Below are 23321 nucleotides of genomic sequence, written 5' to 3'. Positions count from 1 at the left end.
AAGACCTTGTTGGTGGCTATTGGCCTGGTGTTCACCTCTTCCCATCCCGAACAGAGAAGTTAAGCCCAGAACCGCCGATGATACTTGGATCAAACCTGGTAAAGTAGGTAGCCGCCACAATACCATTTAAAGACCATCTCATAAGGATGGTCTTTTTTTGTGCTTAAGCTTTTAGCTAAAACTCAATTGAAGAATCAAAATACTTGTCCCTCCTAAGTGTTTGATGTCTTTAAATCTTGCGTCTTTTTTATATAAGTCATTCATTGCTGCACGAACTCCGTCCCAGTTTGTGTAGTCGTGCCAGATTATTGGCTTTCTTGACCAAATTGCTAATGACTTTCAGTTCGAATTCCGTGGTATGCCCAAACCCACATTCATATACGCCTTCGTAAACAGCCGAATCATTACCGAATAACTCAAACACATCGGTTTTGGGAATAATGTATGGATCTATCGGCGTATAGTTGACTGACTGCTTGTCGAGGTATACGTGATAAAGAGATAGCAGTGCGGTTCGTCGATCAGATCTTATCATTCCCACCGTGAGCGTACTACCAACCCGGCGTAAGACGCCCGCATACAACTGAAAGTCATCCATTAAGTCTTTCATGTAAGGAAAATTTGAGTTGAAATAGCTTGATAAAATCTGATAAGCAGGGTTTTAAGTAAAAAGCAAACGCCTGTCGCTTTTTAATCAGTGCTAACATTAGAATTATGGAAACTGCTTCGGCCAGTGTTACGACAGGAAAGAAAAAAGTGGGCAATGTCAAAAGACTTGCTTCAATGGATGCGCTCCGCGGCTTTGACATGCTTATGATTTCCGGGGGCGGTGCTTTTATTTTTCTGTTGGGTGGGAAAACGGGTATTAATGCCGTAGACGCAATTTCAGCGCAATTCACACATCCCGAATGGCACGGATTTACATTTTATGATTTTATCTTTCCCTTGTTCCTTTTTCTAGCGGGCACATCGCTGGCGTTTAGTGTAACGGGGGCACTAGCAAAAGGAATCTCGCAGTCGGAAATTTTAAGAAAGACATTCAAACGAATGTTGATATTGATCGCGCTTGGTATCCTCGATAAAAATGCCCCAATCGATTTATATGATCCTGCGCAGATTCGCTATGGAAGTGTTTTGGGAAGGATAGGCCTGGCCACATTCATTGGGGCTATTTTTTACCTGAATTTCTCCTTTACCAATAGAATCTGGATTGCAATCTCGACGCTTATCCTGTATTACTTGGCGTTGATATTCATTCCGGTGCCCGGTTACGGAGCGGGAGACCTTTCGTTTGAGGGCAACCTTGTTGGCTGGTTTGACCGGAACTTTATGCCAGGCAAACTGAAACAAGGCACGTATGATGAGCTCGCACTACTGACACAGTTTCCATCCATTTGTCTGACTTTGATGGGGACCGTTGCGGGTGACATTCTGCTGCGCAACCACGTTGCCAGAACTAAGCTTATGCAGCTTTTCTTCTGCGGAATTGTAGGGATTGTCTCCGGCTTAATTTGGAATTTAGCTTTTCCAATAAACAAACATCTTTGGTCCAGCTCATTCATCATGCTTACCTCCGGAATGGCATTCACATTACTAGCTATTTTTTACTGGATCATAGACGTGAAAGGTTATAAGAAGTGGGCTTTTTTCTTCCAGGTGATAGGAATGAACTCTCTTGTAATTTATCTGGCAGTCCGGTTTATCGACTTCAATGCATCCTCAAAACTCCTCTTTGAAGGGTTTTATAAGTATTCTCCCGAAAAGTGGCACGAAGTATTTAATGCATTAGGAGGGTTTGTGATCGTCTGGTTTTTTCTCTATTTTCTTTACAAAAATAAAATCTTTGTGAAAGTCTAGTCAGCAAGTGAGACGCTTTTGCCAAGATATTTACCATATTTCTTAGCTTCTGTCGTGATAGATTTAATTTTGGCCTTACTGACTTTTTCAAAAGGCATAACTTCAATTAAAATCTTGTCCTTCTTTAAAATTCGCTTCCAAAGGCCTATCACTTGCCCATCTGATACAACGGTGGGCATAAACATTCCGTTGTTTCCAGGAACGATTTTACCCGCATATTGAGTGGCCAAGATCGGTGTTCTATCCGTGTAACCCAGCATATACTCATCAAAACCTGGTAGTAAAAATGTTGAAGGGATGGAGCTCATTTCCGGATGCTCAGCTCCGGCCCAATAAGTTCTTCCTTCGCACTCAATCATTTCAAGAGCCGATGAAACTGAATTTAAACCTGCTCGTGCGTCGGAGATCTTCAATCCAGACCACCAGACAAAATCATTGAGCGTGGCCGGTCCATGACTTCTGAAATAGCGCAATGCCAGTTCTGCCAATGCTTCATCGGGTTCCAGATGCTTGGAATCAGGAACCCATTCGTCCAGCAGCACATATGTTGGTTGCTTTTCATTGTGGACACCGTGGCATAAAACCTGCTTTTGAGCAAGATAATTGATAATATGCATGCCGCGCTGATTTGCCGTTGCAATACCCGAATGCTCTAAAATGGCATATACTTCGCTCCGCATCAGTTGCTTTCCGCCTTCCAATGCACTAAACAGCAGTTCCTCGCTTTTTTTAAATGTTGCTTCATCCAATTCCAATTGCCGGTGCCGACCGGCTGACCCTGCAATTATCCGGGGCGTCAGTAATTTAAGCAACCACCTCACATCATCAGCAGCAACGAAATGCAGTGTTCCCCGCATAGGCCACGTCCGAATGATCGCCTTCCGCGCAATGGCATTATCAATGTCTGATTCCGTACTTTTTGGCAGCCTCAAACCGAGCGAACATTTCGCGCCTGCATAGTCCTGCGCTTGTATAGCGCCCATCCACGACACGACTTCCTCCGGTGTATTCGACGGATTATGGGAAATTTGTTGATTATGAAGGCGCAGTAATATGATGTCGTTGATGGTCATATCAAAGATATATTTCGGCCCACCGCAAATCTTCCGGTGTTGTAATCTTTATATTTTCATAGGCACCGGGAATCAGATAAATCGGATAGCCTGCGGCCTCCAAGACACTGGCGCAATCTGTAAATTGCTCATTGTAATCTACTGCGAATGCTTGTTGCATCCAATCCAGGCGAAATGTCTGAGGGGTCTGGATCAGTTGAAATGCGGTTCTGTCCACAGCCAGGTTTTTCCCGCTTTCTTCAACTTTCCTAATTGAATCTTTGAGCGGAACACTGGTAACCGCGCTGCCTTGCTCGGCAGCTCTCGCAAAACTTGCGGCGATAATTTCTTTGCTAATTACAGGCCTTACGCCATCATGCACCGCAACCAATCCTTCATGATCTTGAATGCTGCCTAGCCCGTTTTTTACAGATGCAAAGCGGGAATCACCGCCAGCAACTAATGTGCATGCAATTTGAAATGAATGTTCTTCACAAAGCTGTTTCCAGAATATCATCTGCTCAGCAGGAAGAACCAAAACGATTTGCAGTGCATCAGAATATTTCCTGAATGCGTGAATGGTATGCATCAGGATTGGTAGACCATTGATTTTCAAAAACTGTTTGGGAAGCTCGCTTTTCATGCGGCTTCCACTTCCTCCGGCAACTATAATGACATATTCTTGCATAGCAGTCATAAAAAAATGGTCATTTATGTATCAGGAAATCAAATCCTTGACCACAAATGACCATCTTGAATTTTTTATTTAAACCTTAAATAATCAGCATCGCGTCGCCGTAGGTGAAAAACTTATATTTTTCCTTGATAGCAAGGTCGTAAGCCTTCATAACCAGATCAAAACCTCCAAATGCACAAGCCGACATCAATAAAATGGACTCAGGAAGCTGAAAGTTAGATAGCAATGCAGTCGCGATTTTGAAATCGTAAGGAGGAAACACGAATCTGTCTGTCCAGCCTTCAACTGCTTTCAAATGTCCGCTCGCAGAAACAGAAGATTCCACCGCTTTCAATGAAGTCGTACCAACTGCGCAAATGCGTTTTTTGTTATCAATAGCTGCGTTGACAATGTCGGCGCTGCTTTGTGTAATTCTATAATTTTCAGAATCTGTCTTGTGTTTCGTGAGATCTTCCACATCCACAGTCCGGAATGTGCCAAGCCCAACATGCAAGGTTACAGGCGCAAAATTGACACCTTTGATCTCCAAACGCTTCATGATCGCCTTCGTAAAGTGCATTCCAGCCGTAGGGGCTGCAACTGCGCCAACGTGTTCAGCAAAAATGGTCTGGAAACGTTCTCTGTCAGATGTTTCAACTTTACGTCTGGAAATAATTTCCGGAGGAAGCGGCGTCTCACCCAATTCGTCAACAAGTTTCATGAACGCGTCGTTGTCACCGTCATAAAGAAAACGGATCGTACGGCCACGTGAAGTTGTATTGTCGATCACCTCAGCAACCAGGTCGCTGTCCCCAAAATAAAGCTTGTTACCAACACGGATTTTACGCGCAGGATCTACCAAAACATCCCAAAGACGCATTTCACGGTTCAGTTCGCGCAAAAGGAAAACTTCAATTTTTGCACCAGTTTTTTCCTTTTGACCAAAAAGACGGGCCGGAAAAACTTTTGTATCATTAATGGCCATTACATCCCCGTCGTCAAAATAATTGATAAGGTCTGCAAAGGTTTTATGTTCTATTTCTCCTGTTTTACGGTGAACAACCATAAGGCGGGATTCGCCGCGGTCTGAAGGATGAAGTGCAATTAAACTCTGGGGAAGATCAAACTTAAATTCGGATAGCTTCATAGCTGAATATTCTGTGAATTTCTTTAGTCGTGAGCCAAATAAGGCAATAGTGTACTTCTTATGAAAGAAATGTTGAGGGCTGGATTACTTGCATAGTTATTCCAAATTCTGTAATTTTTATGCAATCCAACATTCCAAAAAATTAAGACCGCAAAAGTAGGCAATTTCCCGGGAAAATGCAAGAAAGGCATCCGTTAAAGATTGTGCATGCGGCGGAGCTTCCAGAGAGATGCTTTTTTATTTTCAGAAGCATTATTCAAGTCAGTATCAGACTGCGTTTTCTTCAACAGATGCGCACTGATGATGGCTGCTAGCCGGGCAGAGTCGCTGCTAATTTCCTCCGTCAGCATTTGGGGCTGGAAATGATTTATTACAAAGTTCGTATCAAAATTCCCCGATCTGAATACAGGATGTTTCATAACAAATTTGCAGAAAGGCAGCGTGGTTTGCACGCCCGAAATCTGGTATTCGTTAATGGCCCGGATCATTTTCTGAATGGTTTCTTCACGGTCTGCACCGTAAGTGATAAGCTTTGCGATCATCGGGTCGTAATAGATCGGAATGTCCATGCCCTGTTCGAATCCATCATCAACCCTGACGCCGTTCCCGTCCGGCTTAATGTATGTATGTAATGTGCCCACGTCCGGAAGAAAATTATTGGTGGCGTCTTCCGCATAAACGCGCACTTCTATCGCATGGCCTTTGATCGCGAGGTCGCTTTGTTTCAATGTCAAAGGCTTTCCTTCGGCAATGAAGATCATTTGTTTTACCAAATCAACACCCGTAATCTGTTCCGTTACAGGATGTTCCACCTGGAGGCGCGTGTTCATTTCCAGAAAATAGAAATTTCCCTGCTCGTCCAGAATAAACTCAACCGTCCCGGCTCCATAATATCCGCATGATTTGGCCACATCAATGGCACAGCGGCCCATTTCTACTCTGGTTTCATTCGTAATTGATATAGAAGGGGCTTCTTCGATCACTTTCTGATGCCGGCGCTGAATGGAGCATTCGCGCTCAAACAAATGGATAATGTTGCCATGCTGATCGCCTAAAATTTGAATTTCAATGTGTTTGGGGGAAGTAATGTATTTTTCGATAAATACAAAACCATCGCCAAAAGAAGTTTGCGCTTCGCTAACGGCCCGGTCCATTTGTTCGTCAAAATCACTTTCGTTATCAACCACCCGCATGCCTTTTCCGCCGCCACCTGCAGAAGCTTTGATCAAAATAGGATAACCAATTTCCCGCGCTCTTGTTTTGGCTTCCATGCGATCGGTTATGGCTGTCTCTGTGCCAGGCACCATAGGGATGTTATATCGGCTGGCTGCCTGCTTTGCGGCCAGCTTACTGCCCATGATCTCGATTGCTTCAGGCGATGGGCCGATGAAAATAATTCCTGCTTCCCTCACCATTTGAGCAAAGCCGGCATTTTCGGATAAAAAGCCATAGCCGGGATGTATGGCGTCTACATGAAGCTCCCGGCAGACCTGAATTATTTTATCACCTCTCAAATAAGATTCTGAGGACGATGGAGGTCCAATGCAAACTGCTTCGTCCGCATAACGCACGTGCGGAGACTTCCTGTCCGCCTCACTAAAAATGGCAACCGTCGCAATGTTCATTTCACTCGCCGTACGCATGATGCGTAATGCAATCTCGCCACGATTGGCAACCAGTATTTTTTTGATTGATGACATTCAGATAGACGGGATTATTGCAATCAATGATTGTAAGATAACAAAAGCATTCTTAATAGAAGTGCCAGGATTTTTTATTTGGTGGGAGAATACCCGATTTTATGATGTTAGTTAGAGCACGATTTTTGTTATTTTACTAAATTACAATCAAGGCCTGGGGCTGGATTGTATTAAAGTAAGCGCAAATTTTGTTAATTTTGCATTTATCTAACATTTATATCAATTGGTTACCCACATAAAATAAAAGCGAGTGGATATTTTTGAGAAATTACGCAACAACTCCGGCCCTATCGGGACACCGGCCAAAATGCTGAACAGCCACCATTATTTTTCTTTCCCGATGTTGGAAGGAGACTTGGGGCCGCGCATGAGATTTATGGGCCGTGAGGTGTTAAATTGGAGCTTGAACAATTATTTGGGGCTGGCTAATCATCCGGAAATCAGACAAGCGGATACGGAAGCGACTGCCAAATGGGGGCTTGCCTATCCAATGGGAGCCAGAATGATGTCGGGGAATTCAGAGCTTCACGAGACTTTTGAAAAAGAACTTGCAGAGTTTGTAGGTAAGAAAGACGCATTTCTGCTGAATTACGGATATCAGGGCGTCATGTCGGCGATCGAGTGTATCTGTGACCACCGCGATGTGATTGTTTACGATGCGGAATCACATGCCTGTCTCATCGACGGAATTCGCTTGCACAAAGCAAAATTGGGTGAATACTACAAGTTCAACCATAATGATATGGCTAGCCTTGAAAAGAACCTGATCCGTGCTACGAAACTAGCCAATGAGAAAGGTGGCGGTGTGCTTGTTATCACCGAAGGCGTTTTCGGCATGTCTGGTAAAGTAGGCGATCTGAAAGCGATTGTGGAATTAAAGAAGAAGTATGATTTTCGTCTGCTTGTGGATGATGCTCACGGATTTGGCACAATGGGCGAAACCGGCGCAGGCGTAGGAGAGCTTTTGGGCGTTCAGAAAGAAGTTGATCTTTACTTCTCAACATTTGCGAAATCGATGGCCGCAATTGGCGCTTTCATCGCTTCGGACGATCCCGAAATCATCATGTTCCTTAAATATAACATGCGCTCGCAAACCTATGCGAAAGCGCTTCCGATGCCATACGTAGAAGGTTGCCGCAAGCGTCTTCAAATGATCAAGACAATGCCGGAGCTTCGTGCGAAACTTTGGGAGAATGTTAAGGCTATGCAGGACGGACTGAGGGGAAGAGGTTTTAACATTGGTGAAACAGAATCGCCGGTTACTCCGGTTTTCCTTCACAGTGAAGGCGGCGTGCCGGAAGTAACACGCATGGTGCGTGATCTTCGCGAGAATATGGGCGTTTTCTGCTCTATCGTCGTGTATCCGGTTGTACCGAAAGGTCAGATCATGCTGCGTATTATTCCAACTGCTGCGCATACATTGGATGATGTGGAATATACATTGAATGCGTTCACGACTCTGGCCGACAAACTGAAAAACAGGGTTTACCAGGTTGAAGACGTTCAAGAGGTAATCGAGTAAAAATCGGCATATTTTGCTTTCTGAGGGCTTTTTTCGCAAAAGCCCTCTTTTTTTTATTTTTATTTTGAAAATTTAATAATTACTAAATGTCTGATTTTAAGATATTTAGGTGTTTACAAATAATTAATTGCATTTTAGAAGTGTTTTTTTTTGTTTTTTGGGTTGCGGAAATGCTTTTAATTACTAAATTTCGGTCATAACATGCGTTTTTAGCGTGTAAAAGGCATTTTGAAACTAAAAAACAAACACAAACATGGCAAGATTTGATGAAGTTAAAGATCTGATCCTTTCACTGGAAGGCGATTTTGATAAGTTTTATGACAAAGGCAACCAGGCTGCTGGAACACGTGTACGTAAAGGAATGCAAGACCTTAAAACGTTGGCTCAGGATATCCGTGCCGAAGTTCAAAATAAGAAGAATACTGCAGAATAATCTGAGAAGGATAAATGATATGAAAGCCCGGGCATTCCTGTCCGGGCTTTTATCTTTAGAACTTTTCTGTATTGATCATTGTAGCCACACCACGCGTCACCACTTTCTTGGTTGTCGCATCCACAATCTCAGTGGAAATCTCAGCAATGTGCTTTTCCGGATTAATAGTTTTGATCGTGAAAACGGCTTTGTAATCCGTCTCAACGAACATAGGGCGCAGGAATTCTAATGTTTGTTTCAGGTAAATAGATCCAAAGCCTGGAAATTGTGTTCCCAGCACTTTTGTGAAAATGGTCGCGCCCAGCATGCCATGAATGATAGGCTTTTTGAATGAGGTCGTTGCAGCATATTCCGCATCCAGGTGAATGGGGTTATTATCACCGGTAAGATCTGCAAACCGCTGAACTTCTTCCTGGGTCAGACGAAATGGGTGTTCGAAACTACTATCCACAACAGGTTCAATATTCATAAAATCGCTTTTATATTAACAAAAATCTAAATTCGCTCAATTATCCGATTGTTGCAAACAAACGCGTTTGCCATAAAGCAAGAGAAGCCGTCCCGGACCGGGGCGGCTTCTCTTGCTTATAATATATATGTTGTTACTCTTCAGTTTCCTCCGTTATGAGCGTAACGCCGTCTTCTAATGCTACACCTTCAATAATCTTCGGTGCCCTGGCATTGTTACGTTTGTCTTTAAACTTTTTAACCTGCATTTTCAATGTATCTATTGCTAAATCAGTTGCTTCTTCGAACGTCGTCCCTTGCTCTCTCACAAACATGGTTCCTCCCGGAACATAAAGCTTAACCTCAAGAAGTTTGGTCTGTAATTTGGCATTGTCACTTTTATCCAATTTCAAAAACACCTCTCCGCTAGTAATCCGGTCATAAAAGGTATCAAGTTTATCTAGCTTTTGTTGAATGAAGCTCAACAACTTAGGATCGGCGTCAAAATGAATTGCTTGCATTTGCAGTCTCATAAGCACTTTGTTTTAAGGTAAAACATATTTTAAACCATCCTATCAACATGTATGCCGGGGCCGCCAATACAAGTTTCGATCCTCTCCACCCAATTTCAAATCGCTCCCGAACACCATTTTTGATCTTAATGGTATATTAAATAAAAGGAAATAATAGGGTAATGTCAAGTAAACCGGGTTGTTTTTAAATATATTTATTTTACCTCAAAAGTGGGGATGGAAAGCGTCATGCTTCCTCCAAAAGTGTCCGAAAAGATACATATTGACCATTAAAAAGCGCATGGTGGCGCTCCTGCAAGTCGGCTTGAAAGCCGGTTTGGTAAGCAAGGAAATCTTCCATGGTCCGGAACGAAAACTGCGTGGTGTAAGTCGAACCTTCGTTTTCTATCTCGGTGAGCAAGCGGAAAAGTTTACACTCGAGCGGCAGTTTTGTCGCCAGGATTTCGGGGATGTGGACTGTCTTCATGAAATCAAGCCAATCCTTTTCGGCGGCATAACTAATGTTGACGGTAATGTTAAATATGATCATGATATTTTTAATTATCGGGACTTTTTGTTGTGCAAATATCAAGCATAATGCTCGGTTGAGCGTTACATTTGCATACTTTTACTTATTCACCATAAACTGATTTGATATGAACGCGCTTATACGTGCCCACTCAGGCCTCCGTTATGTAGTGTTGGCACTTTTGATTGCAGCGATTTTCACGGCCTATTCCAACTGGCAGAAAGGATCTCAGGGCGATAGCAAAGTCTATCTCTTCGCATTCATTGCAACTCACACGCAGCTGCTGCTTGGGCTGATCCTTTATACCATGAGCGCAAAAGTGAATTTTGACCTCATCAGTGAGAAAGTGTTTCGTTTTTATTCAATCGAGCACATATTCATGATGTTAATCGCTATTGTGCTGATCACCGTCGGAAGAATCAGATCGAAAAAGCTGACCGGCGCTGCCAAGCACAGAACAGTGCTCTACTTTTACACAATGGGCCTCATTATCATTCTTGTGGCTATTCCATGGCCTTTCAGAAACCTTGGCTCCGGCTGGTTCTGATCCGCGACATTGAGTTTTAATTATAAGGCTTTTCAAATCCGGTAGCATAGTCTCAGGAATTTGAAAAGCCTTTCTTTTTAGCCAAACAAATCGCTTGACAAATAGCGATCGCCGCGGTCGCAAATGATACAAACGATCACGCCTTCCTTTAATTCTTTGGCAAGCTCAATGGCTGCCCAGGTTGAGCCTCCGCTGCTCATTCCTGCAAAAACAGCTTCTTCTCTTGCCAGTTTACGCGTGGTGAGCACCGCATCATCCTGCGTAACCTCAATCACGCGGTCAACACGTTCTCTTTCAAATATTTTGGGAAGATATTCGACAGGCCATTTCCTGATGCCGGGAATGCTCGAACCGTCGGTAGGCTGGCAGCCTACAATCTGAATGTTGGAATTTTGTTCCTTCAAATAGCGCGAAACACCCATAATAGTGCCGGTAGTGCCCATGGAAGACACAAAATGGGTCACGGATTGGTTGGTATCCTTATAAATTTCTGGCCCCGTAGTCCTATAATGTGCTTTCCAGTTGTCCTCGTTTGCAAACTGGTTCAGCATAAAATAACCACCAGCAGCTGCTTTCTCCTCTGCAATGTCCCGCGCGCTCTCCATTGTCTCCGAAAGTACAACTTTTGCGCCATAGGCTTCCATGGTCAGAACACGCTCCTTGGTTGAGCTTTTGGGCATAATAAGCTCAATTTCAAGATCAAACAGCCGCGCTATCATTGCCAGGGCAATGCCTGTATTTCCACTGGTAGCCTCAATCAACTTGGTGCCTGACGTTACTTCACCGCGATCCATCGCGCCTTTTATCATACTGAATGCAGCACGGTCCTTGACGCTCCCGCCCGGATTGTTGCCTTCCAGCTTACCATAAATTTTTACGTCCGGATTGGGATTGATCTTTTTTAATTCAATAAGAGGGGTGTTACCAACCAGATCAAGAAGTGAAAACATGTAATGTTATTTTGTAGAGGTAAAAAATGCAAGCGTCCCAATCAGGAATGACGATATGGAACTGCTATGCGTGCCGCCCGGCACCGGTGTTAATGTCACATTGGCACCCAATCCTTTCATTGTATCATATGCTTTTACCGAATTGAAGTAAAAAACAAGTTCATCCTTATCGCCGTGATATAGCTGGACAGGTGCTTTGGGTTTCCAGTTGTAAACATCATTATCTGCAATGGCCTCAATAAACTTCTCATCCTTGCCATCATTCAAATCTGTTTTGAAGCTTTCATTCAAAGCGGAATCAAAGCTTTGGCCAATCGGTGCAGAAATCCCATTTGCTGTAATATTAGTCGCAAACGGTTCTTTGAAATAGTAGGAAGCAGGGCGGTTCAGTCTATAAATCCTGTCGTAGGTTAACAGCACCCAGGTGTAAAGTGCATTATAGGAAGCAATTCCGTGCGTTTTTGTATTGATAACGTGCTTCATGAACGCCGTCTTATCATAAGCACCCGCGCCGCAGCTGGCTGCACGAAGGTCAAATTCCCCAGCCGCTTCTTCTTCGATCATTTTATGAAGTGACATGGTTGCGTAACCGCCTTCGCTATAACCCGCGACATACAGTTTCTCATCCCATTTTACATCTTTTTGCGCTTTCAAAAACTCCTTTGCAGCGCGAAGCATATCCAGCGAAGCTGAGGCCAGGCTCGCCCTGTGTTCGTATGGATGGGGAAGATCTTTGGAGGCGCCGTAACCAATGTAATCCGGGTAAGCAATAATGTATCCCATTGAGCCAAATAATGCGCCGAAGGAAGCTGCTTCGGCCCCGTCCTTGAAATTGGAAGGTGCAGATGCGTCGTCGCGGATTGTGCCGTGCTGAACGCTGATCATAGAAGCGGGATTGGGCGTCGACGGTAAAATCAATGCGCCGGAAGCCATAATGTCCGTTCCGTCCGTATTCTTTGTTTTGTAAGTGATTTTAAAAACCTTGATGCCGTTTTTGACATACGCAGATACCAGCGGTCTAAGGTCACCGGCTTTCTCGATCACCTGCTCTTTGGTCATTTCGGTGATAACCGTACTTTCAGTGAGATATTTATTCTCAACCGGCGGGTCCACAGGCAGTGGTTTGTCGTCTTTGCAGGAGTAAAGCAGCAACAAACTCCACACAAGCAGGAAGGATAACCTCCTCTGAAACACTACGATCGTAAATTTTTGCATATTCTTGAAGAAAAGGTCACCGTTCAAGTTTAGATAACGAACGATGACCTTTTTTAGATCGTGAAATGAATAAATTTCTGACTTAAATTTTTCCCATATACCAGTTGATCATACGCGCCGTGGCATCGGGCCGCTCTACCATTCCCATATGCCCTGCTTCTGCAAGGATAAATGGATAGCTCTGTCTGGGGAATTCCGACAATGTGATCACGCTTTCAAAAGGAATGAGCTTGTCCTGCATACCAATAATGAGCAAAACCGGGAACGTCATGCGTGTGAGCACCGCCGTGCGGTCTGGCCGGTTACGCATGGCTGCAATGCCTGCAATAAGCGCTTCCGCGGGAAGTTTGCCAAAATGGTTGATGTGTTCCTTAATCCTCTCAGGGTAAAGTTCTTTATATCTTTCCCCAAAAAGATTTCCAGCCGTGTTTTTAACAAATGCTTCTGTTCCATGATTTTTAAGAAGATCGATGGTCTGGTTGCGCTGGTGTTTTTTTGCCTCGTCGTCTGCATAGGCAGTGGAGTGGAATAAGCCGAAACCTTCGAGCATGTCCAGGTATTTGTCTGCAAATGCGAGGGCAATGTAACCGCCCATCGAATGGCCGATCAGCACGCATTTTGTAATGTTGGCATTGGTCAGGAGCCGGTGCAGTTCGTCTGCGTAATCTTCAACAGACTGGCAAAAAGTGAACAGGGAAATGTTAGGCCTTACTATTGTAAAATCATTATTAAGCGCGGCATCAAGGTTATCCCAAATCGTATCATCTATGCCATGTCCATGCAGCAATACCAGAGTTTTACGGTGTAGATTCATATAGATTTGCTTTCAAGGTTGAGAACTTGTTTGGCTAAATATACATAAACCTTGCGCTTTCCGGGCTTATTGAAATGAAGGAATTGTGAAATAATACCAGATATCTGCTATTTAGCTTTGGCCATTTCTTCCTCCCGCAGTGCCCTTCTCAGGATTTTGCCAACATTCGTTTTTGGCAATTCATTTCGGAACTCTATCTGGCGCGGGATCTTATAGCCGGTTAGATTTTCCTTGCAAAAGGCCTTCACTTTTTCTTCAGTAAGCGCCGGATCTTTCTTCACCACATATATTTTTACAAGCTCACCCGACTTCTCATCAGGAACGCCTACACACGCAACTTCCATAACACCCGGACATTGCGCAACCACATCTTCAATCTCATTAGGATACACATTAAACCCGGAAACCAGGATCATATCTTTCTTACGGTCCACGATTTTGAAGAAACCATCTGCGTCTTCATAACCAATGTCGCCCGTTTTGAACCATCTACCACTTTCGTCTTCAAATATCACTTTTACAGTTTCGTCGGGGCGGTTGTAATAGCCCAGCATAATCTGTGGTCCTTTGGCACAAATCTCGCCTTTCTCGCCAACGGCTGCCCAGGTTTCGTCATCTTTCAGGATACGCATTTCCGTGCTAGGAAAGGGAAGTCCTATTGTGCCTGGCTTATGATGATCATCCAATGGATTTACAGAAAGCACCGGAGACGTTTCGGATAAGCCGTATCCCTCTACCAGCGGACAGCCGGTTACTTTTTCCCAGCGCTCGGCAACGACTTTTTGCAGCGCCATGCCGCCGGCAATGGTTATTTTAAGTTCAGAAAAATTAACGGAGCTGAAATCGGGGTTGTTGAGGAGCCCGTTAAACAATGTATTAAGGCCCGGAAAAATGTGAAAACGGAATTTTTTCAATTCCTTCACAAATGCCGGAAGGTCTTTTGGATTAGTGATCAGGATATTGAGCGCACCCCATTTAATGCCGCACAAGCCGTTAATGGTCAATGCAAAAACGTGATACAATGGCAATGCTCCTACAATGGTAAGCTGGCCTGTGGCTGGCGAACGTCTCATTTTAGACATCAGCCATTCATTGATTCCCTCAACATTTGCGATCAGGTTGCGATGGGTGAGCATTGCGCCTTTTGAAACGCCTGTTGTTCCACCCGTATATTGGATAAATGCAATGTCAATCCCTGAAATGTTTGGCCTTTTATACTCGCGCCCTGCGCCTATGGATAATGCTTTGGTAAAAGAGACAGCGTCCGGAAGGTTGTATTTCGGCACCATCTTCTTTACATATTTCACAACAGCATTGACAATCAGCTTTTTAGGAAACCCTAAAAGATCCCCGATCTCGGTGATGATTACGTGCTGAATGTTGGTGTTAGCAACAATTTTTTCCAGGTTCATGGCAAAATTCGCCAGGATCACAACCGCTTTGGCGCCTGAATCCTTAAACTGATGCTGCATCTCACGCGGCGTATACAGCGGATTCGTATTCACAATGATCAATCCAGCCCTTAATGCACCCATCATGGCCACCGGATATTGCAGCAGATTGGGCATTTGGATAGCAATGCGGTCGCCCTGAACCAGGCCCAGTCCTTGCAGATAGGCCGCGAAATTTCTGGACAAAACTTCGACTTCGCCAAACGTTAGCTGCTTGTCCATATTGGTGTAAGCAGGCTTGTCCGCATTGTCGCGGAATGTCGTTTCCATCATGTCAATAAGGGAAACGTAGGCGTCAGGGTTTATTTCGTAGGGAATTCCTTCGGGATAATTTTTCAGCCACGGATAGGTTTCCTTAGATATAGCGATCATAATTCAAAAAGGAAAAGGGTTCGGAATAGGTGCGTTTCCAAAAATCAAGGTAATCAATAACAAAAGAAAATTATTGATCGTGTCCAATTAATTTTTTGAAAAACAATAATTCTTAAATGATAACGCAAAAGCCTCTCAGGAATTATTTTCGTGCCAGTTCCCAACGCCACAGCGGCCCTTCGTCGGGATCGTTAATATCCTCAGTCTGCTTAAAACCTATTTTTTCCAGGATTTTCACAGATGCATTTTCCTCCCTTAATGTATGCGCCAGTATCTTATGGACGCCGGGTTGTGCAAATGCGTGTTCGGCAAGCCCTTTTGCAATTTCCAGTCCCAGACCTTTCAAACGGTGTGAAGGCATGATCTCATAACCTATTTCAACCATTCCGCTTGCATCCGGTTCGCCTTTGTAGCCGCAGGAGCCGATCAGCATGTTATCGGGCATGTGTATAACCAAATAAACCCACCAGTCCCGTAAAGGAGGGTGGGCTTTCCAGCGATGGTAAGACGGCGTAAAAGTGTCCCGGAACTCGGTCCACTTTTTAGGGACATTCACACCCATTACGCGTGCTAATGTGTTATTACCCATGCGTATGGCGTCAAAAAGCGTATCGTCGCAGGGTACAATTCTTAAATTGGGGGTTAGAATCATATCAATAATTTAACCCCCAATTTAGAACATTATGAGTTGTTTTCGTCAAACCGGTCTGTTATTGCTTTCCGGATTGCCTGGTGCGGGCGCATTCCCGTAGCGCGTGAGCGGGGAACTGCGCGGTCTGCCGAGGCATTGGATTTGGCGCGTAATGCCAGGTTGGAAACGGTTAAATGGCTGTTTCTCCAAGCATCATATTCTTCTTCGCCCATCACATCCCTGCTCACCTGACCATGCGCATAACCGTCTCCGTATGAATGTACACGTGTGTCGGTTAATGTTTGTTTCCGCTCTGCTTGCAGGCTTTCTATCTCCGCTTTGATCTTGGCTTCTTCCTGTTTCAATTCTTCCAGGGCAGGCATCACCGCAATATCATTTTCCAGGATGCTTTTTTGTGTCAAATGTGCGGTTAGCGTTTCCTGTAATGGCTCCATTTGTTTGAGAATGCGTTTTCTTCTGCGTCTCAAACGCCAGAGTTTTGGGTCAATTTGCAGCCATCTATACCAGAAACCCTGCAAGACAGGCAATGCCATACCAAGCGAAACGGCACCGGCAATCGCGAAAAGCACACCGCTCATGACGAAAGAAAGCAACGCCCAGGGACTATTAACCAAATCCAGATTTAGCTGATCCGAATTACGAAGCGCTTCTTCGATCTTATTCGTCAACTCAGGACTGTTCACCGGCGCACCCGTAAGCGGGTCAACAGCATTCAATTGCAGGTTTTTAACCGATTTATTGATCGCTTCTTTCAGCTTATCTGTCCGGTAGGCTTCATAACGGAACCAGCCTAAAATGATCAGGGTAACAATCGCAAAAATGGAAAGCACCAGTTTAAATCCGGCATAACGTGACCTCGCTTTGGGCGTTTCATTTTTGTGATAAGGTTCTTCCACCAACCGGTCATAAGCTGGCTTCAACAGGATGGACAGCATGGCCAAACCGATTGCAAATGCCCAGGCTTCGTTGGAGTTACGGATATTCAAGGCATAGGCCACGATCTCGTGGGAAATGATCAGGTCGCCCGCTATAAAGGATATCCCTGCTGCCAGAAATATGAGTCCGGCAACTAAGGAGTAGGATGGCGCCTTGCTCGCACGTTTTTCCCTCAATTCCTCGGTTACAGAGTCGATTTCAGCAATCGACTTCTCGCTGTCCTGCACTTTTTTGGCAGCATTATTAAGGCCCATGACCTCATTCTGCAATTTATCATAGGCAGTTTTGTGCTGCCTGATAGTTTCCTGCTGCTTATTTTTGACCGAAGAAAGTTCTTCTCTTTTAGTGTTAATTCTATCAATAACCCAGTCGTGGTTCACATTGCTGGACAGATAGGCCTCATATACCTGGCGGTCAATGCCTTCGATCCCGCTGGAATATCCGTGCTGGAAATCGCCGCCCTGGTTTGGATTCTGCTCGTTCATGACGTTTAGTATTTTTGTATGATCGAAATCAATTTTTTAATTATCAGCACATTACTTCGAAAAAGCTGTGCCTGTAAGCTTAATCCCTGCTTTTGCGGATCAGATTCAGCTGTCTGGTGGTAAGCTCGTTCTTCATTCTGCGGGCCAGGTAAAATTCACTTTCAAACAGTTTTACCAGCATATCCCTCTTTGCATAGAGCTTGTCGCGTTCCGTTTCTGCAGTGCTTTGTTCACGCAGGATCTGCCATTTTTTGACGCGCAGCTCGTCAATTTCCTCTTGAAGGGTTTGGCATTCGTTTTCCCAGTTGTAATTGTTGTCAGCGAAATCCTGGCTGTCTTTCCGGATATGAAGCCAAGCCTTTGTATCGTTCCATAAAACCGTAATGTTGCTCAGCAAAAGCTTGCCTGCGAACATAAAAAGGAAGAAAACGAATATAAACAGCGCGAATGCCTGCCACCAGGTCTGGTGTGTAACAACATTGGCAAACACAAACAATGCAGCCGCAAACGGAAGCCCGATCTCTTCCAGCAGCGACTTCCAGGTCACGCGGGATTCAGTGTCATGGAAAAGGGAAATTTTGCCAAATAAGCTGAACATTCCCGCCAGGAATACACCGAGCGCGATCCACGAATTATCTGCAAATGCAGGTTTCAACGATTCCCGGATCAGGAAAAAGTTGCCGATACACATGGCCACGCAGAGGGTTATACCCATTAATGTGCGGGGCAAATGGTGCTCGCGTTCCGTGTTACTAACCGGGTTTTTTAACTTGTCCTTTAATTCCTCAATCCGGTTATTTTTCTGCCCGATAAAGAGGTTAAGTTCCTGAATGCGTTCATTATGCTGTTCAATGCTGGCAATGTGGCCGGCAACCAGATTTGAAAAATACTTCTGGATAATGTCCGTCTTTTCGTTCGGGTCAGACTCAGAAAGTCCAAACAAAACACCTTCATCACGCAATGTATCTTCGTCTTCCAGCCAATACGGCATGGGCACTTCCACTTTTTGTATTTCAGGAATTTCGGCAACAACAGGTTGAGGCGCCTGTACGGGTGTTGGTTGAATGTAGGTTAAAGGTGTATAATCGGAGGGAGCGTTGGTAGCTGTTGCGTTTTCAACAGGCTCATCATCATAGTATTGGTCCGCGTCGGATGCGTTGGGGCGGAACCAATTCGCAATTAGTTCAGTCAATTTTGCCATAGTTTTTCATGGTTAACCTGCGATTATCCATGAAAACAGAGAAAATTGCTACATTATTGTGATGACCGGGGATTAAAAAAGGTAACCAACTGACGATTAGGACATTTCAAACATCTTCTGTAAAGCCTGCCATAGTTTCTTCTTGAGAGTCCTGTCGGCTTCAATAACATGCAACGGATCGGTGAGCAGAAACCAGACGCCGTCGACCAGCTTAGGCGTGTAGGGCATGAGTAACAAGTCCAAATGCAGCTTAATGAGCGGCACGCCGAATGTGATAAAGAAGTTCGTTTTCTTCTCCGATAAAACTTTCCGGGCATCCGGACCTTTGAGAAAGCTGTAATTCAAAATGTCCGCTTTCTCCACGGAATGTCCGACTGCTTTCAGAATGTTGTCGAGGAACAATGCTTCCGACGCAGCCATTTCTTTCTGCTTAGGCGCGTCCATCAGTATTAGTATGCTGTGCAGCAATGCCGGGAAATCTGCATTGGGTAATGCAGGCGCCAGGCCTGGATTGGGCAAGATAGCAGGAGTTTTGGGAGTTGATTTTGCTATTGGCTGCGGAACTTCGGGTGCAGCAGGCGCAGTTGCTGGTGCTTGTACAGGTGCAGATGCTTGTACGGGTGCAGTTGCAGGATCACGCTCAGGCTCATTTACAACTGGTTTTTCCAGGGCCTCAGGCACAATGCTTCCTTCTAAACGGAACAATGTTTCGTTTTGATATAGTATCTGGTAAAGTGCTGAGGCGGAAGACATTTATAGTGTTTATCAGAATTATAATTGACCTAAAAATAACGACGACTGGCTCCATATACCAACCTTTTGCTTTTTGGCCTGAATTTCAAGATTAGCGTATTCCTGGCTTTTCGAATATTTTTTAAAATGCACAGCCAATCCTGCTTTAACCAGTTCCTTATTCAAAATCCGGCCGTTGGGAAGCACAACTTCGCCGAGTAACCTGCCATATTTATCAAAGTTACCAGCATGCCTGATCTGGACCGTTTTCCGGAAACATTGCTGGCTTGTGTATTGCTTTGCAACTTTATAATAAGGCCGCCCGCGTTCGGGGCAATTCACATGCAAAAGCCTTATCCTGATTGGTTTCCCCATTCTCTGACCCGCTTTTTTTCTTGCATAAAGGAATTTGAGCTCAATGGTGTCGCCGTCCTGAATCGCGATAACCTCTGCTTTTAAAGGGTTTGGTAAGTCATAATGCTGCTGAATGCTGCCATTTTGGAGGCGAATTGCATTGTTATCACTGAAAGACGAAAGCGTCAACAAGCATGTCAGCGCAATCAAAACATTGAATCTTACCCTACTCACTCTCACTCTGCTCACTTTTACTCTAAAAAATTTCACGCTAATCACTTTCACTGTTCTTCAAGCTTGTACCACTTAATGTCGTTGAGGGGCTTCCTGCGAGCTGCTGTTGCCGTAGGAGCGTAATGTTTTTCCAGATAATCCAGGACCTGCTTTTCCGTTTCGCCCAGGTCCCAAAGATTGTGATTGGCCTGCATCCAGCGGATCTTCTGTTTCCAGCCGTCCCTTGTGAATCGGTTGGCAATGATGAGCTTAGACGAATGACAGCTCGTACATTGCGCCTTCACCATATACAGGTTCTGATCCGTTACCAGGCCGGTTTCTTTATCTGTTTTCGCTGTATCCAAAGGCATACTGGCAAACCCTGCCTGATTCTCAACACGCGTTTCTGTACGAAAAGCCGTTGAAACCAATCCCAAAAAAAGGAATAGTGTGAGCAGCAGGCCAACATTTTTATTTTTTATCAAATGCATTGCAGGAAATTTTCTCTGTGATTAACCGACTTTAACAGCGATCCGCTCGCAGGCATTATTCATGTAACCGCCCGGATTCCAGGCCGGGATGACCATGGGCTGTGCATTTCCTTTGTCATCGGTTGCCTTGGCCCAAACTTCATAATAACCTTTAGAAGGGAATTTTACCTTGGTATTCCAATGCTGCCAAGCCAGTCTGTTAGCGGGCGCTTCGAGCTTGCATTCTTTCCAGGTTGCACCAAAGTCAATCGAAACCTCCATTTTTTTAATAGCATGATCACCCGCCCATGCGTGTCCGCGTAACGCCAGTTCCGCATCAGGTGCGATCATTGCGCCCGATTTTGGAAAAGTAATGAGCGATTTAACGGGCATGGATTCAATAATCTTGAAATACTCGTCCGTCTGTGGCACATCCTCACCGGGCGAAACCGGGCTTTTGGGCATTTTATAACTATGGCCTTCCATTTTGGCACCATCATGTACTTTATTCCGGACCGAGATCCGGCTCAGCCATTTGCCGGAAACAGAAGCTGGCCAGCCGCCTATAACCAGTCTTAACGGATAACCGTGAAATTCCGGAATGTCCTTACCATTCAACTGCCATGCAATGATCGTCTCGTCTTCCAGGGCTTTGGACATCGGGACACCGCGTGAAATAGCTTCCTTTTTTGGGTCCTTGCTCAAATGCTGATCCTTACCATGATAACCAATGTATACCGCATCACCTTTAATGCCCACATCGGCCAGCACATCTTTCAAGCGAACGCCCGTCCATTCCGCGCAATGCACCGCGCCCTGTCCCCACTGGTTTCCCGAGGCTTGCGGCTGAAAGCCGGAACGGCCGTTACCGCCGCATTCCAGCACCAGCTGGTAAGTGTAAGGTTTGAATTTCTTTTTTAATTCAGCCAATGTATATGTTTTCGGCGCTTTCACCGATTCTCCATCAATTGTCAATGTCCATGAAGCCACGTCGATGGTTTCCGGAATGAGCCCGTTATTCCTGATGAACATTTTGTCAACCGGCGTAATGCGGTCGTCGAGCAAATGAACGGGCGATTCTACATTCCAGGGCTTATCTCCCTGCACGATCATTTCCTGGCTTTTGCCTTTAAGCGCGTCCTTTTCATCGAATAGGAGCGGGATATAATCTTTGGGCATTTTGTTGGCAAAAATAATGTTCGTTCCCATTGCTGCAGCAAGTGCTGCCATGCTGCTTTGCTTCAAAAAGCCACGTCTGTCGGATCCGGAATTCATTATGAGGTTCAGAAATAGTTCGAAATATCAACGGTCGAATTTACATAAACGATATTAGTATAGCACCCAATCAACCCGATTTAAGCGATTTTTAATAAAAAAAGAGGCTGCCCGCTGGACAACCTCTCGCTTACGATAATAGTGTGTACTGACATTCGAACATTACTCACTTAAAAAAGTGCATGTATACGTCCAACAGGGAGAATTTACTAATGCTTACTAACTCATGTTATGCCTTGATGAACGGACCTGCAATTGCAAGCACTGCGGCTTTCGTCAATGGTTCGTCAAATGCCTCTGTTATAGCTGCATCCGATTTCGACGCAAGGCCTTTCAGGTCTACACCGCCTTGTGTCATGTTGTCTTCACCTGCGTAAATGGCCGCTACTGCGCCTTCTTTACCGGTGATCCAGCCTTTCATAGCCGGGTTTGCTGTTACCGTTGCAGCCAGTCTGCGCGTCATAGCCGCGTGACGTGCTTCTACGGAGTGAACCTGCAATGCGTATTCCAGGATTTGCGCATCAGCGAGCAATTCGCCAGCTTGTCCTTTATAAGCACGCACACCGGTATCTTCCAGTGCGCTGGAAACAGTTACAAAAGTTTTGTAATTGGTAAACACATCATTAAAAGCGCCACCATATTTGAAATCAAATGTTGGTTTTTTGATCGCTTTATCGCCCAAAGCTTTCACAAGGAATGCTACGTGCTGTGATTCGTGCTTGCCGATTTGTGTGAAGATCGTTTTATCCGAAGCCGGGATCAGGTTAGCAGCTGCGTTTCCTGCTTTGTAGAACTCGTCTTCCAGATATTCAAGTGTCAGTGCAAAGTTCAGCACGTCGATTGCTTTCGCAGACTGTGCATACGCTTTGTTTACAATTGAAGCAAAGACAGTAGGAACTGCAACTGTTGCAAGCTTACTGCCGATTCTGTTCATAAAGTGACGACGTGTGGCAAACTCAAGGCGGCCTGCTGCATCCCCGTCAATTTTTTGAAAGTCATCTATAATTTTGAAAATATCCATTGTTTCTGAATCAAATTAGTTATTAAATTATTTACCCACATTTGCTCCCGTGATCGTATCCTTCACGTAACCTTTTACGGCAGCAAGGATATCGGCAGGGGCAACAGCTTTGTCGAACCCGTTTTCGTTGATGATATCATCGCCGGCAAAATCAGCAGACTTTGGTTTCAACAAATCACGGATCACCGCTGCGTGGCGGGCTTCAACAGAAACGATTTTTCCGGCAAGAAGCAGATTTCCGCCGTCTTTGAGCAATCTGCCTGCACCATTATATGCAGCAACACCAGTATCTTCAAAAAGCTTCGCAGCACCTAAAACTGAATCGCGTTTTGTGAAGTCGATCGTTGCAAAGTTTGGAGTAAGATCTTTAATGGCTTTGTCACCCAATGCTTTTTTGAAAAAATCACGGTGAATAATTTCGTGGTCGCGGATATCGGTAAGAATTGTTTTTTCCGCGTCGGTAATGCCTGCAAATGGTGTAGCAATAACCTGTGTATAGAAAGCAGCTTCCAATTGTTCAAGCGCGTATGCATAGTTTAATACACCAACGTCTCCTGAGCCCAGGTCCACACTGTCGCCCGTTCCAGGGATCATCGGATCCGGATCGTCATCATTACAAGCGGCAGCAATTACAATGGTTCCCAAAGACGTGGCCAATCCGGCAGAACGCAAAAATAGACGTCGGTTGACAACTGACGCGCTTGCTCCCTCTTCTTTTCCGGAGTCGATTTTTGATTTCGTTTGTCTGTTCATAGCAA

25 protein-coding genes and 1 rRNA gene are annotated in these 23321 nt (G+C 44.8%); 5 read left to right on the top strand and 21 right to left on the bottom strand.

Annotated elements, in window-relative coordinates:
* Positions 1-8 precede the first annotated feature (8 nt).
* A 5S ribosomal RNA gene (gene rrf / locus LZG74_RS16210) occupies positions 9-120 on the top strand.
* A 136-nt stretch (positions 121-256) separates the two neighbouring features.
* On the opposite strand, the gene LZG74_RS16205 is transcribed toward rrf, so the two are convergent.
* Positions 257-610, bottom strand: coding sequence for a hypothetical protein (locus LZG74_RS16205; protein ID WP_233797582.1), 354 nt, complete (start codon positions 608-610; stop codon positions 257-259).
* A gap of 104 nt (positions 611-714) precedes the next feature.
* Here LZG74_RS16205 and LZG74_RS16200 point away from each other — a divergent pair, with 104 nt between their 5' ends.
* Positions 715-1857 carry an acyltransferase family protein gene (locus LZG74_RS16200; RefSeq protein ID WP_233797581.1) on the top strand — a complete coding sequence of 381 codons (1143 nt, stop codon included), beginning with the start codon at positions 715-717 and terminating at the stop codon, positions 1855-1857.
* Here LZG74_RS16200 and LZG74_RS16195 read toward each other — a convergent pair.
* From LZG74_RS16195 to LZG74_RS16180, 4 genes are all read right to left on the bottom strand, one after another.
* Positions 1854-2930 carry a winged helix DNA-binding domain-containing protein gene (locus tag LZG74_RS16195; protein WP_233797580.1) on the bottom strand — a complete coding sequence of 359 codons (1077 nt, stop codon included), beginning with the start codon at positions 2928-2930 and terminating at the stop codon, positions 1854-1856. The two genes, LZG74_RS16200 and LZG74_RS16195, sit on opposite strands and share 4 nt — an antisense overlap.
* A 1-nt stretch (position 2931) precedes the next feature.
* Positions 2932-3597, bottom strand: a complete 666-nt coding sequence (locus LZG74_RS16190; RefSeq protein WP_233797585.1) for a 2-C-methyl-D-erythritol 4-phosphate cytidylyltransferase — start codon at positions 3595-3597, stop codon at positions 2932-2934.
* An 85-nt stretch (positions 3598-3682) separates the two neighbouring features.
* Positions 3683-4732, bottom strand: coding sequence for a tRNA preQ1(34) S-adenosylmethionine ribosyltransferase-isomerase QueA (gene queA / locus LZG74_RS16185; RefSeq protein WP_026632829.1), 1050 nt, complete (start codon positions 4730-4732; stop codon positions 3683-3685).
* A gap of 194 nt (positions 4733-4926) precedes the next feature.
* Positions 4927-6432, bottom strand: coding sequence for an acetyl/propionyl/methylcrotonyl-CoA carboxylase subunit alpha (locus LZG74_RS16180; RefSeq protein WP_233797579.1), 1506 nt, complete (start codon positions 6430-6432; stop codon positions 4927-4929).
* Between the two features lie 250 nt (positions 6433-6682).
* On the opposite strand from LZG74_RS16180, the gene LZG74_RS16175 reads away from it, so the two are divergent.
* Both LZG74_RS16175 and LZG74_RS16170 read left to right on the top strand, forming a co-directional pair.
* Entirely contained in the window at positions 6683-7954 is a 1272-nt protein-coding gene (locus LZG74_RS16175; RefSeq protein WP_233797578.1) for a pyridoxal phosphate-dependent aminotransferase family protein, read from the top strand.
* 253 nt (positions 7955-8207) lie between these two features.
* Entirely contained in the window at positions 8208-8387 is a 180-nt protein-coding gene (locus LZG74_RS16170) for a hypothetical protein (RefSeq protein ID WP_026628750.1), read from the top strand.
* Between the two features lie 55 nt (positions 8388-8442).
* Here the strand turns inward: LZG74_RS16170 and LZG74_RS16165 are convergent, their stop codons facing one another.
* The 3 genes from LZG74_RS16165 to LZG74_RS16155 all read right to left on the bottom strand — a co-directional run bounded on the left by LZG74_RS16165 (position 8443) and on the right by LZG74_RS16155 (position 9896).
* Entirely contained in the window at positions 8443-8856 is a 414-nt protein-coding gene (locus LZG74_RS16165; protein WP_233797577.1) for a MaoC family dehydratase, read from the bottom strand.
* Between the two features lie 133 nt (positions 8857-8989).
* A complete protein-coding gene (gene hpf, locus LZG74_RS16160; protein WP_026628748.1) occupies positions 8990-9367 on the bottom strand; it encodes a ribosome hibernation-promoting factor, HPF/YfiA family in 378 nt (125 codons plus the stop codon).
* A 226-nt stretch (positions 9368-9593) separates the two neighbouring features.
* On the bottom strand, positions 9594-9896 hold the full coding sequence (locus LZG74_RS16155; protein WP_233797576.1) for a DUF4286 family protein: 303 nt from the start codon (positions 9894-9896) through the stop codon (positions 9594-9596).
* Positions 9897-10002: 106 nt separating this feature from the next.
* Here LZG74_RS16155 and LZG74_RS16150 point away from each other — a divergent pair, with 106 nt between their 5' ends.
* Positions 10003-10422, top strand: a complete 420-nt coding sequence (locus LZG74_RS16150) for a cytochrome B (RefSeq protein WP_233797575.1) — start codon at positions 10003-10005, stop codon at positions 10420-10422.
* Between the two features lie 77 nt (positions 10423-10499).
* Here LZG74_RS16150 and cysM read toward each other — a convergent pair whose 3' ends face one another.
* From cysM to LZG74_RS16085, 13 genes are all read right to left on the bottom strand, one after another.
* Positions 10500-11372, bottom strand: a complete 873-nt coding sequence (gene cysM / locus LZG74_RS16145) for a cysteine synthase CysM (protein WP_233797574.1) — start codon at positions 11370-11372, stop codon at positions 10500-10502.
* Positions 11373-11378: 6 nt separating this feature from the next.
* Positions 11379-12587, bottom strand: coding sequence for a S9 family peptidase (locus LZG74_RS16140; RefSeq protein ID WP_233797573.1), 1209 nt, complete (start codon positions 12585-12587; stop codon positions 11379-11381).
* An 82-nt stretch (positions 12588-12669) separates the two neighbouring features.
* A complete protein-coding gene (locus LZG74_RS16135; RefSeq protein WP_233797572.1) occupies positions 12670-13401 on the bottom strand; it encodes an alpha/beta fold hydrolase in 732 nt (243 codons plus the stop codon).
* Positions 13402-13508: 107 nt separating this feature from the next.
* Entirely contained in the window at positions 13509-15224 is a 1716-nt protein-coding gene (locus LZG74_RS16130) for an AMP-binding protein (RefSeq protein ID WP_233797571.1), read from the bottom strand.
* Positions 15225-15366: 142 nt separating this feature from the next.
* Positions 15367-15876 carry a GNAT family N-acetyltransferase gene (locus LZG74_RS16125; protein ID WP_233797570.1) on the bottom strand — a complete coding sequence of 170 codons (510 nt, stop codon included), beginning with the start codon at positions 15874-15876 and terminating at the stop codon, positions 15367-15369.
* Positions 15877-15905: 29 nt separating this feature from the next.
* A complete protein-coding gene (locus tag LZG74_RS16120; RefSeq protein ID WP_233797569.1) occupies positions 15906-17297 on the bottom strand; it encodes a hypothetical protein in 1392 nt (463 codons plus the stop codon).
* A 79-nt stretch (positions 17298-17376) separates the two neighbouring features.
* Positions 17377-18498 (bottom strand): hypothetical protein, encoded by a 1122-nt coding sequence (locus LZG74_RS16115; protein ID WP_233797568.1) that lies wholly within the window; start codon positions 18496-18498, stop codon positions 17377-17379.
* A 96-nt stretch (positions 18499-18594) separates the two neighbouring features.
* The gene (locus LZG74_RS16110; protein ID WP_233797567.1) at positions 18595-19251 is read right to left on the bottom strand and encodes a hypothetical protein; all 657 of its coding nucleotides are present in this window, start codon (positions 19249-19251) and stop codon (positions 18595-18597) included.
* Positions 19252-19269: 18 nt separating this feature from the next.
* The gene (locus tag LZG74_RS16105) at positions 19270-19818 is read right to left on the bottom strand and encodes a thermonuclease family protein (RefSeq protein WP_233797566.1); all 549 of its coding nucleotides are present in this window, start codon (positions 19816-19818) and stop codon (positions 19270-19272) included.
* Positions 19819-19865: 47 nt separating this feature from the next.
* Positions 19866-20288, bottom strand: coding sequence for a hypothetical protein (locus LZG74_RS16100; RefSeq protein ID WP_233797565.1), 423 nt, complete (start codon positions 20286-20288; stop codon positions 19866-19868).
* 21 nt (positions 20289-20309) lie between these two features.
* On the bottom strand, positions 20310-21542 hold the full coding sequence (locus LZG74_RS16095; protein ID WP_233797564.1) for a sulfite oxidase: 1233 nt from the start codon (positions 21540-21542) through the stop codon (positions 20310-20312).
* A 229-nt stretch (positions 21543-21771) separates the two neighbouring features.
* The gene (locus LZG74_RS16090) at positions 21772-22563 is read right to left on the bottom strand and encodes a ferritin-like domain-containing protein (protein WP_233797563.1); all 792 of its coding nucleotides are present in this window, start codon (positions 22561-22563) and stop codon (positions 21772-21774) included.
* A 27-nt stretch (positions 22564-22590) separates the two neighbouring features.
* Positions 22591-23316 carry a ferritin-like domain-containing protein gene (locus tag LZG74_RS16085; protein ID WP_233797562.1) on the bottom strand — a complete coding sequence of 242 codons (726 nt, stop codon included), beginning with the start codon at positions 23314-23316 and terminating at the stop codon, positions 22591-22593.
* Between the last annotated feature and the right edge of the window lie 5 nt (positions 23317-23321).

The sequence above is a fragment of the Dyadobacter sp. CY327 genome (assembly GCF_021390415.1).
Taxonomy (GTDB): domain Bacteria; phylum Bacteroidota; class Bacteroidia; order Cytophagales; family Spirosomataceae; genus Dyadobacter; species Dyadobacter chenhuakuii.
This window is presented reverse-complemented; position numbering and strand designations above follow the sequence as displayed.